At 50.0% G+C, this 18,878-nt stretch carries 11 protein-coding genes; 9 read left to right on the top strand and 2 right to left on the bottom strand.

The window, feature by feature from the left end; genetic code table 11:
* The first annotated feature begins 13 nt into the window (after positions 1-13).
* The 9 genes from M6D81_RS06940 (at position 14) to M6D81_RS06900 (ending at position 17,362) form a co-directional block, all read left to right on the top strand.
* Positions 14-2,935, top strand: coding sequence for an S-layer homology domain-containing protein (locus M6D81_RS06940; RefSeq protein WP_262676114.1), 2,922 nt, complete (start codon positions 14-16; stop codon positions 2,933-2,935).
* Positions 2,936-3,069: 134 nt separating this feature from the next.
* A complete protein-coding gene (locus M6D81_RS06935; protein ID WP_262676113.1) occupies positions 3,070-5,577 on the top strand; it encodes a hypothetical protein in 2,508 nt (835 codons plus the stop codon).
* A gap of 29 nt (positions 5,578-5,606) precedes the next feature.
* The gene (locus M6D81_RS06930) at positions 5,607-6,128 is read left to right on the top strand and encodes a hypothetical protein (RefSeq protein WP_262676112.1); all 522 of its coding nucleotides are present in this window, start codon (positions 5,607-5,609) and stop codon (positions 6,126-6,128) included.
* A gap of 105 nt (positions 6,129-6,233) precedes the next feature.
* Positions 6,234-6,518 (top strand): alpha/beta-type small acid-soluble spore protein, encoded by a 285-nt coding sequence (locus M6D81_RS06925; RefSeq protein ID WP_262676111.1) that lies wholly within the window; start codon positions 6,234-6,236, stop codon positions 6,516-6,518.
* A gap of 170 nt (positions 6,519-6,688) precedes the next feature.
* Complete coding sequence (gene metK / locus M6D81_RS06920) at positions 6,689-7,891, top strand: methionine adenosyltransferase (RefSeq protein WP_262676110.1); 1,203 nt, start codon at positions 6,689-6,691, stop codon at positions 7,889-7,891.
* A gap of 189 nt (positions 7,892-8,080) precedes the next feature.
* Positions 8,081-12,502 (top strand): Ig-like domain-containing protein, encoded by a 4,422-nt coding sequence (locus tag M6D81_RS06915; protein WP_262676109.1) that lies wholly within the window; start codon positions 8,081-8,083, stop codon positions 12,500-12,502.
* Between the two features lie 180 nt (positions 12,503-12,682).
* On the top strand, positions 12,683-15,400 hold the full coding sequence (locus M6D81_RS06910) for a stalk domain-containing protein (RefSeq protein WP_262676108.1): 2,718 nt from the start codon (positions 12,683-12,685) through the stop codon (positions 15,398-15,400).
* A gap of 65 nt (positions 15,401-15,465) precedes the next feature.
* Positions 15,466-16,653, top strand: coding sequence for a sensor histidine kinase (locus M6D81_RS06905; protein WP_262676107.1), 1,188 nt, complete (start codon positions 15,466-15,468; stop codon positions 16,651-16,653).
* Complete coding sequence (locus tag M6D81_RS06900; protein WP_262676106.1) at positions 16,634-17,362, top strand: response regulator; 729 nt, start codon at positions 16,634-16,636, stop codon at positions 17,360-17,362. The genes M6D81_RS06905 and M6D81_RS06900 overlap by 20 nt, the downstream gene beginning before the upstream one ends.
* A gap of 60 nt (positions 17,363-17,422) precedes the next feature.
* Here M6D81_RS06900 and M6D81_RS06895 read toward each other — a convergent pair whose 3' ends face one another.
* Together M6D81_RS06895 and M6D81_RS06890 are read right to left on the bottom strand one after the other, a co-directional pair.
* Positions 17,423-17,605, bottom strand: coding sequence for an LPXTG cell wall anchor domain-containing protein (locus M6D81_RS06895; RefSeq protein WP_262676105.1), 183 nt, complete (start codon positions 17,603-17,605; stop codon positions 17,423-17,425).
* 52 nt (positions 17,606-17,657) lie between these two features.
* Positions 17,658-18,203, bottom strand: coding sequence for a hypothetical protein (locus M6D81_RS06890; RefSeq protein WP_262676104.1), 546 nt, complete (start codon positions 18,201-18,203; stop codon positions 17,658-17,660).
* Positions 18,204-18,878 lie beyond the last annotated feature (675 nt).

The raw sequence follows: 18,878 nt of genomic DNA, 5'->3' as shown, positions 1-18,878 counted from the left end.
GGGTGAATCGGCTATGGGGGAAACGAGCAATTCATTATCCAAACAAAACTCTCAACAACCGAAGCAATTTAGAGGAGGAGAAAAAAAGGTTATGAAGAAAAGTTTATCACTGTTAGTTGCGATCTGCATGGTCTTCTCCATGTTCGCAGCTGTAGCATCCGCTGCAGAAACTGAAGTTCCTGCTGGCGAATATTTGCAAGAGCTTGGCGTTATTAAAGGTAACCAAGATGGCGATCTGAAAGAAGATCAAACTTGGAAGCGTCAAGATATGGTCGTTCTTCTTTCCCGTCTGGTGGGTGAAGAAGCTGAAGCGAAAGACACTGAGAAGTCTCACAGCTTCGAGGACGTAACTGACTCTTACTACGACGGTTACATCTCTTGGGCAGTTGAGCAAGGTCTGGTTAACGGCAAATCCGAAACTAAATTCGGTTTTGGCGATGAGCTGGAAACTCGCGACTTCTTGGCACTGTTGATTCGCGTACTTAATCCAGAAGCGAAATACGAAGAAGTTGAAGCAGATGCGATTGCTCTTGGCTTCGCAACTGAAGACACTGACTTCGACGCTAACGCGCTTCGCGGCGAAACTTACACTGGTATCGTAACTGCTCTGAAAACTGAAGTAGGCGAAAACGGTGAGACTCTGGAAGAGCTTCTTGGTCTGGTTGAAGGCCCAGCAGTTGATGCTGAGCAAGCAGGCGTTAAGAAAATCTCCGTGAAGTTCAACAAGCCTGTTGACGAGTCCAAAGTGAAGTTCGCTGTTAAAAACGGTGCATCTACACGTGATGTAGTAAAAACTTCTTTCTCTGAAGATAAAAAAGCTGCTGAGCTTGAACTTTCTTCCAAGCTGCGTGCTGGTGAAACTACAGTAACAGTTACTGGCGTTGGTTCTGATGATCTCGTATCCGAGTTCACTGCTGAAGATGAGAAAGTTACTGAGATCAAGTTCACAAGCGACAAACTGGCTCTTGGTACTGTAACAGGATCTCAAACAAACGAAGCTGACTATGGTAAAGTAAGTGTTGGCTATAAAATCATCAACCAATTCGAAGAAGATGTAACTAAAACAAGCGGCGGTTCGTTGACTTTCCAAGTCGGCAAATCCGGCGTGACTACATCGACTAGCAATGGTGTTCTGACGCTGTCATCGGGCAGCCAAAACAGCAATTTCTACTTCGGTGAAACAGTATATGTAAATGCAATTCTAAACTTGAGCTCTTATGGTGTAACTGCTTCCCAAACTTTCACAGTTGACCGTCAAGCGATGGTTGACAGCGTGGAAATCCTGGAAGTGTACCACCAAGATGGAAAAGAATTGATGACTAATTCTAACTTCCCTGACTTCGTTGTTCTGGTCGACGCTAAAGACCAATACGGCAACTCTGTTACACTTGATCAATTCAAAGCAGGCGTATTCGCATCTGTTGAAAACCCAATGCTGTTCATGATTGACAAAGATCAAGCGCTGGATGGTCAAGGTCCAAACAACGACAAGATTGGTATTCCTTTGACAGCACCACAAAACGGAACGCTTGTGTTCGAAGGTACAAACACAGTTCGCGTTCAAACATTGTTTGGCGGTAAAGTAGATACGATTGAAGTTCCTGTCAAAAAGGCTGCTACTTTGACAACATTTACTCTGGAAGCACCTGATAAGACTGTATCTGCTAGTCAGACTGTGAAGATTCCTTTCACTGCATACGATCAAAATGGCGAACAGCTGAAGAAGTACAGTGAGCTGAGTGGTAAGCTTACCCTTAATGCAACCGCCGGCAGCGCCGTTACTTTGAAACAAAACTATTCCACTAAAGAAGCTTATATTGAGTGGACTGCTCCTAGCACAAAAGGTTATGTTGTATTGACTTCTTTTGTAACTGGCACGCCTAACAACTCTCAATTGTCAATTAATGTTGAAGACGCAGGCGTTGCTGAATCGGTTTCCAAATTGGATGTTAATAAAAACATGATGGTTGACGCTACTGTAACAGTTGAGCCTAAACACATCATCGTAAAAGACCAATTTGGTCGTGACATGAAGCTTGCTGATTTGCTGGGTGCTGGTGGATACAAAGCAGTTGTATCTGCTGCTGACGGTACTCCAAATGTAGTAACTGGTTTCGGTACACTGAATGTAAGTGGCGATTCTCTTACTCTGACAGCAGCTGCTAAAGGTAGCGAGCGTGTTAAAGTTGAACTGATTAAACTTGCTGTAGGCACTACTCCTGAAAAAGTGATTTCTACACTTGACAACTTCACATTCAAAGTAGTTGATAACTCAGCAATCGACTCTTACGAAGTAACTGCAATTGACATGATCAGCAATAAAACATCTGCTCATGACAAAAAAGTTGAAGTTAAAGGTAAAATCAATAGCAGTGAGTCTGTAACACTTCCTACATCTGCATATAGTGTTACAGTTACAGCTCCATTGACTTACGATCAAGGTACGAACAAGATTTCTGCAACTAATGCAACTGTAGCAGGTTCCACTTACAGCTGGAACAACGGTAAGTTACACGGCACTTTCAATGTAACTATTCTGGCAACAGGTGAAAACATTGTGAACAATATTACTGTAACTGACGAGGCTTTGGTGCCTAAGACTTTCGGACAAAAAGATGCAGGCAGCCTGACAGCAGCTGATGGAGTAGTTCAAGGTCCATCTGCAAATGTTGCAAACCTTAGCCAAGTATTTGCTACTGTAGAAGTTAAGGATCAATTCGGTGTAGTAATGACTGCTGCTAATATGGGTCAATTCACTGCTACAGTGACGAATCTTGATAATGTAACAGCTCCAAACATGGTTGTTAACAACAATGGTGAAACTGTACAAAATGTTTCGATTACCAATGTTGAAGCAGGTGACAGCTATTCTGTAAGATTTATCTCCAGATCGAGTGGAGAGAACTACTCTGTTAAAGTTGTAGCTAACAGCTAATTGTAAGCTATAACCAAGAACCTCCCGATAATTCGGGAGGTTCTTTTTTTATTGCTATTTCACCTCGAACCTGAAACAAATTAGAGATTGAAGCGTCTAATTATGTAACGATACTTTCAAAGGAGAGACGATACATGAAAAGAACGATTAAAGTGTCGGCATCGATTATGATTGCTTCCAGCGTAGCGATATCGACCGTGAATGTACCGCTGGCCTCAGCCGACCAAGCAAAGCCAGCTGCGACGCAAGCGCAGACGAACAAGATGACAGCATTTAAAGGTGCTGATTTTAAAACGTTTAAGCTTTCTTCCAATAGCTATATCAAAATTAAGGATATCTACTTTCAATATAACAGCAGCCAAAAACGAGTGTTTTATACGTTAACTGTACATAATGGCGACAATACGAGCCTTAATTTCATGGATTATTGGGTCGAGCTGCACTCAGGTTCAGGTGCTAAATATCCTGTTAAACAGCTGTCCGGAGAGAATAAATCGACAATCGTATCAGCAAAAACATCGAGAGACTTTGTATTTTACTCCGATATTAATTCATCTTTGAGCTATTCCGATTTGCTGTTCAAGGTTGTGAAGTGGGACTTTTCCTTGCCGAATTACACACGAGTCATTGGTCAAGCCAAAGTAACAAACTATGCAAATGCCGTACCGCAAAATGCTTATTATGTCGATACGCGAGACAATCACAAAATTAAGACGTTTTTGAACGCTGGTTCGAAATTCACGATGGGGGATTACAACCAAATTCAGATTGCATTCCAAATGGAAAACCAGGGGATGTATGAATATACACTCCCGGATTATCAGTTTTATTTGAAAACGAGTAAAGGGCTGGTCGTGAAGCTTGCTGCTGAGAAAGTGGGAGAACCCAATTTGGCGGCAGGGGAAAAGGCTGCTTGCTCCTTACGCACGTCGCTTAAAAATTCGATAGATTTAACAAGCTCGCAAATTTTAGTCACAACGATAGATTCCGAAAGTAAAGTGGAAATGCCGATTGGCATTTACAATATTGGATGGGGCCAACAGAGCGATTTCGTTGTTGATGAAAAAGCTGTCGCAAAACTTACGATCGATAGCATTCCTGTTGAGGCTTCAATAGCAAATGTATACAATTATCAGAATGGTTCACAAAATGAAATTATTTTAACGACAAATTGGTTAAATAAAGGGCAGGAAGCTGTTGATCTGCCGGGATATAAATACGAACTGATGACAGCAGGCGGAACCAGATATCCAATATCGGCAGGCGATACGGAATCTGCTTCGCAATTGGTTCCAGGAGTCGGACAAGAGCTAGTTCTGCAAGCTGCCATTCCCGATAAGGTGAAGGAAGGACTGACATTGCTCGTCAAGCAGCCAAAAAGCGAGACGAATTCATACGAGTATGTCGTAGCTGCCTTTAAACTATCCAAGCTTGAGGAAATGGAAGGTGTAACGAAAAAATCATATAAATCCGATAAAGGAATATATGAGGTGGATATTGAGAAAGTAGAAAGATTGCCATGGGGGAATCAGGATATTCTCAATATTCACGTGGATATTGAAAATATCGGGAAGGAATATCAAGCTATTCCCCAGTTGGATGCAATCTTGCGCTTGAATGGTCTGTTGATCAACAAAGAAAATGTACAGCTTATTGAGCTAAACAGTGAAGGTATTATTGGACCGAAGAAGTCTGCACGTTATGTCATTTCGACGAAGGTGCCTTATACGTATCAGTTCAATGAAGTGAGCGTTAATCTATCTGACGAAGTGAATGAGAAGTCGAAGCAAAGCATCGGATTGTTCAAATTTGATGAGGTGAACGATATAGCGGAAGTTGGCCCGCTAGACAAGTATAAGATCGATTCGATTGGCAGAAGAGCAGCGGTTGACTTCATGAACTACTTCTTGTTCGAAGGCAAAGATAACGACATGTTGTATGCCGAGTTCAAGTACACCAATGAAGAAACGCGTTACAGCACTCTTCCAGCGCTGAAAGCTTACTTTAAAACTGGAGATGGACAATTCATTGATGCAGAGCTGGCTAATGTAAAAACGCGTATCAAGCCGGACGGCAGTGCGATAATTTCGGTCATGGCTCCAGTGCCAAAAACGTTTGTGGACGATGGCGATACACAATTACTGATCGGTGAAGCGGTTCAAGACGGAAAATACAGTACTCCGGAAGGGACGCCAGACAGCTTCATCTCGGCCAGTGCATTCAACCTGCCGAAGATTGACAATCCGGTACAAGATGTTCTGCATGATTTGAAGCTGGAGCCGTATGAGTTCACCCTTCATAAGCTTAATACGATGCTTATCGATGTATCCAATGTGAAACTGCAATTTAACTATACATTGTTCCAATCTGGAGCTTATGATGTGAACGAACAAGAGAAGAAGCTTTACTTTGAGGTAACTAACGGATCGCATTCATATGGCACTTCAGTGGCGATCGAACCGGAATCGGGTGAAGGATTAGAAGTCGGAGAGGATAATGAACTCATTGTTCCTATTCAAGGAACGCAACTTGCCAATATGATGTACGGCGGTTACAGTGTGAGCGTTTATGAAGAGATTGACGGCTATAAGCGCCTGCTTGGGACGAAAAAATACGGTCAATTCCAAATCTCGAATAAATAGGAATGACAGAGAGGGAGTACGAGATAGCGGTGAAAGGGAAACTGGTTAAAATCGCATCAGCTACTGCTGTTCTAGGTGCAGGTATTTGGATCGGGACTTTATGGCCTTCAATTGTAGAAGGCGATGGCATCTCGCTAGTTCCAGGCTCCGCCGAAGACCCTGTCGTGACAAAGAGTTATGTCGACGAGCAGATCGCGAAGCTAAAGGGCAGCTCGTCTAACGGCGGCAATTCTAATAGTAGCAACAACACGAGCACAAATGATGGTACTACCGCCAGCGTAAAGCTGGAAGTCGTTAAAGTACCCGTCGGACAGATCCTGATGGCGGATGCCGGTACTGAAGTTGTTGTTCGCGTAGGCGACGCTGTCGCATACAGCTCTGATACGAACGGCATTTCCGACGTGACAGAGGGCAAAGACATCAAGAGCGGTTCTCCCGTACCGAAAAATCATTTGATCTGGTTCCCGCGCGAAGGCAGAGGCATTCAAGCCGCTGAAGGCTATAAGGAGCCTTTGACCGTACTGGTGAAGGGGCCTTATACATTAAAGTAAGCCTGTGACATAATTTGCCCGGAATGACAATAGATTATACGCTTGAAAGCGCCGATATGGAGACACATTAGAGATGTAATCTTATCTTCATGGAGGTGCTTAAGGATGAGTCGTTCCAATCAGAAGGTTGTTCCGGGCTGCAAGGCGGCCCTTGATCAAATGAAATATGAAATCGCTGCGGAGCTGGGCCTCATGAACAGCAGCTTTGCCGGAGGCGGTGCGGATACGGAGTTCGGCGGCGAACTGGGGACTGCATCATCAGGCGGCGCTTCAGGCAGTGTCAACTGGTCGGCTATCTCTACCCGACAGGCAGGATCGGTCGGAGGAGAGATCACGAAGCGGCTCATTGCGCAGGCCGAGCAAGCATTGGGCGCGGGGTTTACGCTGTAATTGGAATAAGCGGCATCCATTGACACTAAGCGACATTTTCGGTATCATGTGATTTGTACTAATATCGGCCATATATTACAATGTGAAACGTGCTTGTGCCGCCATAGGACGGTGTAAGCCGTTTCTGTTTGTTGTAGGGTAATTATACAGGTTATTGGAGGTTGATACGGATGTCGGTTAAAGGACGCCACTTATTCACATCTGAGTCAGTTACAGAAGGCCATCCGGATAAGATCTGCGACCAGATCTCCGATGCGGTTCTGGATGCATTTCTGGAGGCAGATCCTAATGCGCGCGTTGCGTGTGAAGTATCTGTAGCGACAGGGCTCGTACTTGTTATTGGTGAGATCAGCAGTAAAGCGGATTTTATTGATATATCTGCAATTGCTCGCCGCAAAATCAAAGAAATCGGTTATACGCGCGCGAAGTATGGCTTCGATTCCAGTACTTGCGCTGTACTAACCTCGTTGAACGAGCAGTCTGCGGATATTGCGCAAGGCGTTAACGCAGCGCTTGAGTCGCGCGATGGCAAGGATATCAAGCTAGAGAATGAAGATATCGGCGCCGGCGACCAAGGCCTGATGTTCGGCTTCGCAACGAACGAAACGCCTGAGCTGATGCCGCTGCCTATCGCACTGTCTCATCGTATCGCACGTCGCTTGTCGGAAGTCCGGAAGGACGATACATTGGATTACTTGCGCCCGGATGGCAAGACGCAAGTGACGATTGAATATGTGGATGGCAAGCCGGTCCGTGTCGACACCATTGTCGTATCTACTCAGCACGCAGAAGAAGTAACGCTTGAGCAGATTCAGAAGGACATTATGGAGCAAGTCATTCTCCCTGTCGTTCCGCAGGAATGGCTGGACAATGAAACGAAATACTTCATCAATCCGACTGGACGCTTCGTAATCGGCGGACCGCAAGGCGACGCTGGTCTGACTGGACGCAAAATCATCGTCGACACGTATGGCGGCTACGCGCGTCATGGCGGCGGCGCATTCTCCGGCAAAGATCCGACTAAGGTTGACCGTTCCGCTGCATACGCAGCGCGCTACGTAGCGAAGAACATCGTGGCAGCGGGTCTTGCGGACAAGTGCGAGATTCAGCTTGCATACGCGATCGGCGTTGCTCAGCCTGTATCCATTAACGTGGATACGTACGGCACGGGCAAAGTTGCCGAAGAGACGCTCGTCGAGATCATTAAGAGCAATTTCGACCTTCGTCCCGCAGGCATTATCAAAATGCTTGATCTTCGCCGTCCGATCTACTCCCAGACTGCGGCGTATGGTCACTTCGGCCGTACCGATGTCGACCTGCCGTGGGAGCGCGTCGACAAAGCGGATAAGCTGAAGGCTGACGCCGGACTGTAAGCCAAACCAAATATATCGATGAAACGCAACATAAACGCCGTTTCTTCCGTCATTTTCCATGATGGGAGTAACGGCGTTTTTATGCTGCCATTGTAGGGCTAGCGAAGCAAAATCGGCAAGAACCTAAATTTTTGAAGCTCCAAGACCGAAAAAGAAGGTACGAGTGTAATTTTTGAGGAGTGAAAAGAGATGTATCGTATCCGAAAGCTGTCAATCTTCATTGCTTTAATTATGGTACTTCAGTTAGGCCTGTATGGATGGTCGGAACCGACAGGCGTATCGGCGGCAACTGGAGGGCCTGTAGCGTCAGGTTATTCGCCGGCGGATAACCTGACAAGCGTACCGCTTAATTCGGATCTGAAAATAACGTTCGACGAGAAGGTAAAGAAGGGGCCTTATACGGCCAATATCGCCATCTACAAATCCGGAACTAATAAATTGGTTGAAAGCATCAGCGTTACTTCTAGTCAGGTGTGGATCAATTCCTCGGATCAGCGCGAGGTAACGATCAACCCTTATCTGAATGGAACGAGCGGCAAGTTCGAGCTGAATACGGATTATTATGTGCTGATTGATGCAGGCGCATTCTTGAATGTATCCAACAGCGCCGCATATGCAGGCATTCAGAATGCAACGACATGGAATTTCCGTACGGTCGCTCAAGAGGACAATCAACGTCCATCCCATGTGACACGACTGCCGGAGGGCAGCAATGTGCCGATTACAACGACGCTGTCGCTGTCTTTCGATGAGGCTGTCTATGTAGCGGAAGGCTCCATCCGAATCAGTTCAACCGACGACACCAGATATATTCCCGTCACGTCGAGCGGCGTAACAGGCAGCGGTTCTTCACAGATTATTGTCCGTCCTGACAGTGCACTGCTTCCGAATACGACATATACGATAACGATAGCAAGCGATAACTTCCAGGACGCGTCGGGCAACGGCTATCCAGGCTCCTCATGGAGCTTCACGACAGCGCCAGCGCCTGTGAACATGGCGAGTTCTTCGCCCCTTAATCCTGCAGACGACGCGGCTCTCGTACCGATCGATACGAACTTGACCATCCAATTCGATCAGAACGTACAAGCCAATAACGGCAAATATATTGAAATACGCAAAGTAAGCGATAATGGGCTGTTCGAGCGTCTCCAGGCAACCTCTTCAAGAATAACGGTTAACGGCAGCTCGGCAACGATCGATCCCAGCTATCCGTTCGCGGCCAATACGGCCTATTATGTGCTTATTGAGCCAGGTGCCTTCTCCAAGCCGGACCCTAACGCCAGCGAATGGTTCTATGGCATACCTGCGGCAACGGTCTGGAACTTCAGTACAGGATATGGCAACGACAACTCGGCGCCTTATGTGACAAAATACAAGCCAGGCAGCGGCAGCTCTGCGAACAGTGCGCAGTCGAAGCTTGAGCTTACGTTCAACGAGCCTGTCTATCCGCACACAGGCAACATAGAAATTCGCCAATCCATAGGCGGTGCATTGTTCCGCAGCATTCCGATGACTTCAGAGCGGGTGAAGGGCGGGGGGACGAAGGAACTGGTCATCGATGCCACCTCGGCGATTGGAGGAGAAGCTGCCAAGTCGTTCATCAACAATACAAGGTACTATGTGACGATCGGCAACCGCGCGATTCGGGACGGCGCAGGCAACTTCTACAGCGGCATCTCCAGCACGTCCGGCTGGACCTTCACCGTATCCAAGGATACGGACAGACCGCAGCTGGATGCGTTAAGTCCGGCCAACAATGCTACGGCTGTGGCGGTACGCGCGCGCTTCGCGGCAACCTTCAATACGCCTGTAATTCCGGGAACAGAGAAAATCTATTTCCACCCGATAACCTCATCGGCATCGGTCCCTTCCGTAGAGGCTAACTTCTGGGTAGATTCCGGCAATACGAAGCGAATGTTCATTCAGCCGAGCCAGGATCTGCAGCAGGACAAGGATTACTATATTTACATTGAAGAGAACGCTATTACCGACCTGGTAGGCAACAGCTTCATCGGCATTCAGAATCAATACCAGTGGACCTTCAAGACGATTGGTGGGGACAAGACGGCGCCGACCGTCGCGAAATCTGAGGTCAGCGGCTCCGTTATCCGGCTTATCTATAATGAGCCGCTGAATACTAAGCTGAAGCCGACTCCGGCCAGCTATTATGTGACGGTCGCAGGGGCGCCAAGAAATGTGACCAGCGTCAAAATTGAAGGGAATATGGTCCTGTTGACGCTGGCTAGCTCTGTAAGCAACAATCAGAAGGTCATCTTATCCTATTCCAAGCCGTCAACGGGGCTAGTACAGGATATATCCGGCAACGAGGCGGCATCCATCTCCAATATGGATGTATCCAACGGTTATACGAGCACGAATCCGGTCGTCTCCAGCGGCTCTGTATCCGGCAACACGGTCCGGCTGAACTTCAGCGAGTCGTTAATGGCTGTCAGCGAGTACGCGCATACGCAATTTTCCGTCAATGTAGGTGGAAGCAACTATTCAATTCTATCGATGTGGCATAGCGGATCTGTCATCCAATTGACGTTGTCCAACAACATACCGAGCGACAAGAGCGTGCATGTGACCTACTCGCCGTCGAGCTATCCGCTTACCGGCACTTCCGGCAATCGTGTGAATGGCTTCAGCAATTATAATGTACGCGAGGGCAACAACGGCAACAATAACGGCGGCGATTATTATGCGCCGTACGTGCAGTTCATAACCGCAAGCGGCAATGCGATATTGATCAAATATAACGAGCCGTTAAACTCGACCACAGCACCAGGAAGCTATCAATACAGCGTAACGGTCGATGGACAGCTTCGCAGCGTATTGAGCGCAAGCGTCTCGGGGGATACGGTCGTCTTGACCGTTAATGAGGCGATCGATTCGGGAGCCGTCACGAAGGTGTCTTATATTGGCTCCAGCTATGCGCTGAAGGATTACAATGGCAATCCTGCCGCCTCCTTCGCGAATATTGTCGCGAACAGCGGCACGGGAACGGGGCAGACAGGCACGCTGCAAGGTGCCATACTGAAAGGGAACATTCTGACGCTCACGTTCAATCAGGTATTGAATCAGTCTTCCATTCCGACAACGAGCCAGTTCGTTGTCAATGTGAAGAGTACGATTCGCCTGGTCAGCAACGTGCAGGTAACCGGCAATACCGTTATTCTTACCTTGGCTTCCGCCGCGAATGCGGGAGATGCCGCTCAGGTATCCTATATTAGCAGCAATACAGGTCTGAAGACGATCGGCGGCGGGCTTGTCAACGGCTTCACGAATATGAATGTCGCCAATCAGACCTCGCTGCTGGACTCCTTGACCGGCGATTTCGAGGCGGCGGATGGCGGGGGAGTCGGCATCAAGACGTCGGCGGCAACGTCAACGACGGATCTGTCGCCGTCGGGGCAATCGACGAAGCGGTATGCGATCAAGAACGACAAATTCGTCATGGCGGTAGCCAAAGCGAGGGAAGCGGGCATAACTGTTCCGCGCATCGTGTTCAAGGTGCCGGACTATGAGAAAGCGGCCATGGCAGGCGTCTCGATCGCGGCATTGGATATGGCAAGCAAGCAAGGAGATGTCATCTTCGTCGTTCAGCACGGGGATATGACCTACGAGCTTCCGCTAAGTGCAGTCGATCTGTATGAGCTGTCCAAGATGGCAGCCGGGAACAATGTCAATACGCAGCTGGTCATCTCGATTGATAAAGGTACGACAACGGCTGCGACTTCACTCAAGACAGCCATCTCGTCCAGCAAGGCCTCGATCGTGAACGGACCTGTTCATTACGAGGTCATGATCGTGAACGGAACCTCCAAGCAACAAGTAACGGAATTCGAAGGCTACCTGGCCCACACGCTGCAAACAAGCTATAGCGTAGACGCCAGCCAGCTGGCAGCGGTCTGGCTGGACCCGGTAACCAGCACATTGTCCTATGTTCCGACTTCGGTCAAGAAGGAGAACGGCAGGACAATTGCAAGCTTCAAGCGGCAAGGCAGCGGCGCCTATGCGCTTGTCCGCCATGACAAGAGCTTCACTGATCTGAGCAAGCATTGGGCAGCTCGCGAGGTGGAGATGATGGCAAGCAAATTTATCGTCGAGGGGCATAGCGTCACGAAGTATGCGCCTGACAAATCCATCACGCGCGGCGAATTCGCGACCTACATTGCGAAGGGCTTGGGACTGGGCGGCAACCGGGAAGCCGCGGCCAAGTTCAAGGACGTCAACAAGGATACCGCGATGGGCGCCTACATCGGCGCTGCGGCTGCAGCCGGCATCGTGAACGGCACGTCGGGCGATACGTTCAAGCCTAACAGTTATATCAAGCGTCAGGACATGGCGGTCATGATGATGCGTGCGGCGAAAGTAGCGGGTCTTCAGGAGCAACTGCCGCAGTCGGCGGATTCCTATCTGAATGTCTATCGGGACAAGGGGGAGCTGAGCGATTACGCGAAGGAGGATGTGGCGCATGCGATCCACCTTGGCATTATCAACGGCAAGTCCGAGACGAGATTGAGCCCGACGACGAATGCCTCCCGCGCGGAGGGAGCAGTCATGATTATGAGGCTGCTGGAGAAGGCGGGATTTCTAACCCAATAGGGTGGACGTTCATAGCGCTCGCTTTTAAAGCGGGCGCTTCTTCGTATAGGGCCATCAGCCTACATAATATTTTTCTTTCAGAAATTGGATGACGATAGTAGTCTTTTATGAACGTAACTTTTCTCCCATTCTCGTAGTCTAATGAGGTAGATACATAGAGATGGGAGAGTTGTTGGAATCATGCGGATGGAAGCAAGCAGCAAGAAGAAGCGTCATCACAAGGTTGGCAGAGCAATTGGAAGAAAGGTGATCGTCGTCGTCATTAGCGGCAGTATGCTCGCAGGGCCGATAGCGGAGCTCATGCCGGATCGCCTGCAGCAATCCATAATGGAATCTGTACACGCGTCATCCGCTCCGGTATTGAAGCTGCAAAGCGAGTCCATGCTGACGTCTGGCGCGAAGAGACTGGATTATATGTGGCATACGACGCGGAAGGGCCAGTCGGTGAAGACGGCCGTGCATGTCATTGAAGTGGATTTATCGAATCCGCATATATCATTGAATGCGATGAGCGGTGTCAACAACAGTACAGGACAGAAAAATCACTTGATGAATATGACGAAGGACAATGGCGCGGTCGGCGGCATTAACGGCGACGTGTTCGTCATGACCAATGAAGGAGCGCCGCTAGGCGCACAAGTTACTTCCGGCACGCTCATCTCCAGTCCGTCATCTCTCAAAGGCATGTATGCCTTTGCCGTGACGAAGGAGCGCGAGCCGATTGTCGACGCGTTTGCTTTCACAGGAAGCGTAACGGCACAGAATGGCGGCGTCTTTCCGCTGGAAGGGCTGAATCAGTCTTCTTACTTCTCCGAGAAGGAGGGCGAGACATACAGCCATGTCAATAAAATGTTCATTTACACGAATGCATGGGGGGGGGCGGAACGTCCTGCTAACTCTGCAACGAAGCCTACCGAGGTGCTGGTCATCGACGGTGTGATTGAGCAGATTACATATGAAGCGCCTATCGCCGATCCCATTCCGGAGAATGGATTTATATTGCGGGCAAATGGCGAGGCGGCCAAGTTCGTCCGGGAGAATCTCGGTATTGGTCAGCCGCTTCAGGCGGAGTACACTCTGAAATCGCAGTCGACGGGGAAAGTAGTCGATCCGGCTTCCCTGGACATGCTTATGGGCGGGCATACGCTGCTGGTGGACAAGGGGGCGCCTTCCATCTTCACAAGAGATATCGCGGGGGTCAGCGGTACGGCTTATACATCGCGTTCTGCGGTCGGTTACTCCAAGGACGGCAAGAAGGTCTATCTGATTACGAGCGAGAGAGCGGATGGCAATACGGGTCTCAGTCTGAAGGAGCTGCAGCAGGTGATGGTCCAGCTCGGCGTCTATAAAGGGCTTAATCTGGACGGCGGCGGATCTACGACGATGACGGAGCGTCCGCTGGGCCAGAGCGGCATCAAGCTGGCGCACTCCACGCAGCAAGGCTCGCAGCGCTACGTTGCCAACGGCATCGGCGTATTCACGTCCGCGCCTGCAGGCGCGCTGAAGGGCTTGATCGTAGGCGGCTCCAATGTGATGTTCAAGGGACAGAGCGCCACTTATTCAGTGAACGGCTATGATACGTACTACAACCCATATCAGGTGGACAAGTCTACACTGGAGTGGGGAGTGTCCGGCAAGGCGGGCAGCATGGAGGACGGAACGTTCACGGCGACGGCGACCGGAAAGGCTGCCATTACGGTGAAGTCGGGCGACGTGAAGTCGCAGTATGACATTCAAGTCATCGGCAAGGAGGATATTGCGTCGATCAAGGTGAATGCGTCGGCAGGCATGCTGACTCCGGGCTCCACGCTTAGCGTTCCTATAACGGTGAAGCTGAATAACGGCAAAGCGTACAAACTGTCCGGCGATTCGCTGGAGTGGGAATTTGTCGGCTTCGAAGGCTCATACAGCAATGGAGTTGTGACGGTGGACAGTGTGGAAAAGGATGCGAAAGTAGGCTATGCGATTGCCCGCTATGACGGAGCCAGCGCGATGGTGCCTTTTGTCAAAGGAGAACAGGTGACTGTCGTCGAGGACTTCGAGGTGTCCCGCTACGCCATTACATCGCAAGTGACGCCGAAGGAGACGACGAAAGGCGGCGTGAAGCTCGTCAGCGACTTGCCGGGTCAGAAGAAGGGCAGAGCGCTGCAGATTGCTTACGACTTCACGGAAGGGACGGGCACGAAAGCGTCTTATGCCGTATTCGGCAGTGATGGACGAACGCTCTCCGGCTCGCCAAGCACGATGAGCATGGATGTGTACAGCGACAACAGCAAGAACTGGCTGCGCGCGGAAATTATCGGAGCGGACGGCGCCGTTCATCTGGTGGATGTCGCCAAAGAGCTGAACTGGGATGGCTGGAAGCGAATGCATATCGATCTGGGCTCTCAAAAGATTGCCTATCCTGCCAAGCTGAAGCGGGTCTACGTCGTCACGATCGATCAGGACAGCGACAAGCGCAAGCCAGCGGGAGCCGTGGCCATCGACAACATCGAGCTGCGCACTTCCGCATCCGTGACGGAGCCGCCGAGGTCTCAAATTACGATGACGGTGGGGCAGACGAAGGCGCTGGTCGACGGCAAGGCGATCAAGCTGGAAGCGGGTCCGATTCTGCTGAACGGTTCCTCGTATGTGCCGGTGCGCTTCGTCACCGAAGCGATGGGCGCAGAGGTGCTGTATGAGCACGAGACGCGAAGAGTGACCGTGCTGCGCGGCAATCAGATGCTGGAGATGAATATCGGCAAGAAGGGCTATATGCTGGACGGGGTGAGCTATCCTTCCGAGGTAGCACCGTTCACCCGCAACGGCAGAACGTTAATTCCGGTAAGGCTGTTCTCGGAGAAGCTGGGCTTCGACGTCGATTACGATGATGAGAAGCGTATGATAATTATTCAGTAAAAGCGTTAAAGTGTGGTATGATAAAAGAGTATATCTTTTGTCAAAGAGAGGGTGCCATAAGCATAGTGGATCACCTTACCGTGGATATCAATAGTGTCATTGCCAACGCCATTAAGGTGATGGAGAACAGCAAGTATCAAATATTCGAAATATGCGAGACGGCGCGAGCCGAGCTGGAGACGCTGGAGCAAGAGCTCGAAGGAGTCATTGAAGAGACGGTCCGCACGATTGGGAAGGTGGACCAGCTTGAGCGGGAGTACCGGCTGGCCCGTATCCGATTGACGGAGGTCAGCCGCGACTTCGTTCGCTTCAAGGAGGAGGACATCAAATCAGCTTATGAGAAGGCCACGGGCATCCAACTGGATCTGATGGTCTATCGCGAGAAAGAAAATTATTTGAAAGCGCGCAGGGACGACTTGCAGAAGCGTGTCCGCAATGTCGAGCGATCGATTGAGCGGGCCGAGGTCATCAGCTCTCAAATGAATGTTGTACTGGAGTACTTGTCGGGCGATCTGAACCAGGTTACTCGCATTTTGGAATCAGCGAAGACCCGTCAATTGCTGGGGCTGAAGATTATACTTGCGCAAGAGGAAGAGCGCAAGCGCATTGCGCGGGAGATTCATGACGGCCCTGCACAATCGCTCGCCAATATTGTATTGCGTACGGAGATTGCAGAGCGGATGCTGATGAAGCAGGATTTCGAGCTTGTTCAGGAGGAGCTGGTCGATCTGAAGGGACAAGTCCGTTCGGGACTGGAGGAAATCCGCAAAATCATCTTCAATCTGCGCCCCATGGCGCTGGATGATCTGGGCCTGGTGCCGACGCTGCGCAAATTCACGCAAGACTTCGAGGAGAAGTCGAGAGTGCATACCGTCTTCGAGCTGTCGGGCAAGGAGCTGCGCTTGCCTTCAGCTATGGAGGCGGCCATATTCCGCCTCGTGCAGGAAGCGTTCTCCAATGTGCTGAAGCATGCGAACGCATCGTATGTCGTGTTGGAGATCAGCTATAAGAAGGATAACATCACACTCTCCATACTGGATAACGGCACCGGATTCGTCGTCGGCAATGTCGAACAGTTGACTAACCGCAACGGCCACTTCGGTCTGGTCGGTATGAGGGAACGTGTAGAACTCATTGAAGGAAGGATGGATATTGACTCGAAACCTGGTCAAGGCACCAAAATTGTGATCGACATTCCTATGACATCAGAAGGAAGAAAGGAGACTGAAACTAATGAATCAGACATCGTCTAATGGCTCCGGCAAGATCAAAATTTTGCTGGCGGATGACCATCAATTATTCCGGGAAGGCTTGAAGCGAATTTTAAATATGGAGAACGATCTGGAGGTTATCGGTGAATGCGGCGATGGCATCCAAGTGCTGGAATTCTGCAATCATACGGAGCCGGAAATCGTTCTGATGGATATTAACATGCCAATTGAGACGGGTGTCGTAACGACCGAGCGCTTGAAGGAAATGTTCCCGAACGTCAAGGTTATTATCTTATCCATACATGATGACGAGAGCTATGTGTTCGAGTCGCTTCGCAAGGGGGCGACAGGTTACCTGCTTAAAGATATGGAAGCGGAATCGCTGATCAATGCGATCCGTTCCGTTCATCAGGGCCATTCGTACATTCATCCGAAAGTAACGGGCAAGCTGATCAATCAGCTGCGCCGGATGACTTATCTGGATGAGATGGGCGTCGCGTCGGGCGCTGCCGCGGCCAGAGAGACGGGAGCGAAGTATGTATCGGCAGAAGAGAGTCCGCTTACCCGCAGGGAAGCGGAAGTACTTCGCCTGATGGCGGAGGGCAAGAGCAATAAGCTGATTGGCGAGTATCTGTTCATTAGTGAGAAGACAGTCAAAAATCATGTCAGCAGCATTCTGCAGAAGATGGAAGTGGATGACCGTACACAAGCTGTCATTAATTCCATCAAATTCGGCTGGGTGACCATCTGATCATCGTGCTTGAAGTGCAATAAGAAGCCCGTGGAGCTTAGCTCCACGGGCTTCTTATACTTAAGGATTGCTGCGGTTGCGGCGCTTCAGAGCCATCAGCCCGGATACAGTGAAGAAGGTTCCCAGCAAGTAATATGGAATCGGGCTGGATTCGCCGGTCTTGGGCAGATTATCCAGCGGCACGGTTTCTTCCTCTACCTCTTCCGTAGGCTCTTCATCTCCCGGCCCTCCGTCGGCAGGCACATCTTCATCCTCGATGATGACGACTTCAGGTGTCGAAGACGGCGGAGGCGTCTCAGAAGGCGTCGGTGGAGTAGTCGCCGTAGATGTCGGTGGTGTAGTCGCCGTAGATGTCGGTGGTGTAGTCGCCGTAGATGTCGGTGGAGTAGTCGCCGTAGATGTCGGTGGTGTAGTCGCCGTAGATGTCGGTGGTGTAGTCGCCGTAGGTGTCGGCGGTGTAGACTCCGTAGGTGTCGGTGGCGTAGACTCTGTAGGCGTCGGCGGTGTAGACTCCGTAGGTGTCGGCGGCGTAGACTCCGTAGGTGTCGGCGGCGTAGACTCCGTAGGTGTCGGCGGCGTAGACTCCGTAGGTGTCGGCGGCGTAGACTCCGTAGGTGTCGGCGGTGTAGACTCCGTAGGTGTCGGCGGCGTAGACTCCGTAGGCGTCGGCGGAGTAGACTCTGTAGGCGTCGGCGGTGTAGACTCCGTAGGTGTCGGCGGCGTAGACTCCGTAGGCGTCGGTGGCGTAGACTCTGTAGGCGTCGGCGGAGTAGACTCTGTAGGCGTCGGCGACGGTGAAGGCGACTCTGATGGAGTGGTCGTCGGTGTCGGCGTCGTGCAATCATCTACTGAATATAGTACGAAATTTCTTAAGGTCAAGTGGTCATGGCCATATTCCGGATTTAGAGTTTCTTGCACGGGACCGGCATACAGGTCCAGCTGCGTTTTGCCGCAAGGCGGCATATCAATCGTTAATTCGTAGCTGCCGGCTGTATCGTACTTCATGGATGAAGATGCATAGTGCGTTTGATCTTCATAGGGCTTTGGAGTGTTTTCATAGGTGTAGACGGAGAAGCTGACCTCCACGCAATCTTGTACAGTCGAGAACTTGGCTGTTGCCGTAGCGCCATTAATGAAAATATAAGTGTTCGGGTGGTCGGGATGAAAGTCGATTCGGTTAAACAGCTTGCTGTATTGCGTACAGCCTTCCGGCTCCCCTGCAGGTTGCACAGTGGTGTCTCCTGCAGCCGTGACCGATTCGTCGCTGGCTCCCTCAGCCCATGCAATAGTACCAAGTGAAAGAGACAATAACATTAGAACGGCTAACAAAAGCGACAGAGTTTTCTTCGGCTTCCGCAAGCGATCACACTCCTTATTCAGCGAATAGTTTTCATATGTGGTCAAAAAGTCCTTTTCAAGGGTGAGTAACCGGGTCAATAGGCTGAATGACGGTTATCTGCCCTACATATCGAATATATGTTTAATGATTTAAAAAAATCACCATCGAGGCTTCTCA

Source organism: Paenibacillus sp. J5C2022, assembly GCF_025567625.1.
Lineage (GTDB): Bacteria > Bacillota > Bacilli > Paenibacillales > Paenibacillaceae > Pristimantibacillus.
This window is presented reverse-complemented; position numbering and strand designations above follow the sequence as displayed.

Coding starts and splice junctions, on each gene's coding strand:
- M6D81_RS06940 (WP_262676114.1), top strand. CDS start 14: ATGGGGGAAACGAGCAATTCATTATCCAAACAAAACTCTCAACAACCG.
- M6D81_RS06935 (WP_262676113.1), top strand. CDS start 3,070: ATGAAAAGAACGATTAAAGTGTCGGCATCGATTATGATTGCTTCCAGC.
- M6D81_RS06925 (WP_262676111.1), top strand. CDS start 6,234: ATGAGTCGTTCCAATCAGAAGGTTGTTCCGGGCTGCAAGGCGGCCCTT.
- metK (WP_262676110.1), top strand. CDS start 6,689: ATGTCGGTTAAAGGACGCCACTTATTCACATCTGAGTCAGTTACAGAA.
- M6D81_RS06915 (WP_262676109.1), top strand. CDS start 8,081: ATGTATCGTATCCGAAAGCTGTCAATCTTCATTGCTTTAATTATGGTA.
- M6D81_RS06910 (WP_262676108.1), top strand. CDS start 12,683: ATGCGGATGGAAGCAAGCAGCAAGAAGAAGCGTCATCACAAGGTTGGC.
- M6D81_RS06900 (WP_262676106.1), top strand. CDS start 16,634: ATGAATCAGACATCGTCTAATGGCTCCGGCAAGATCAAAATTTTGCTG.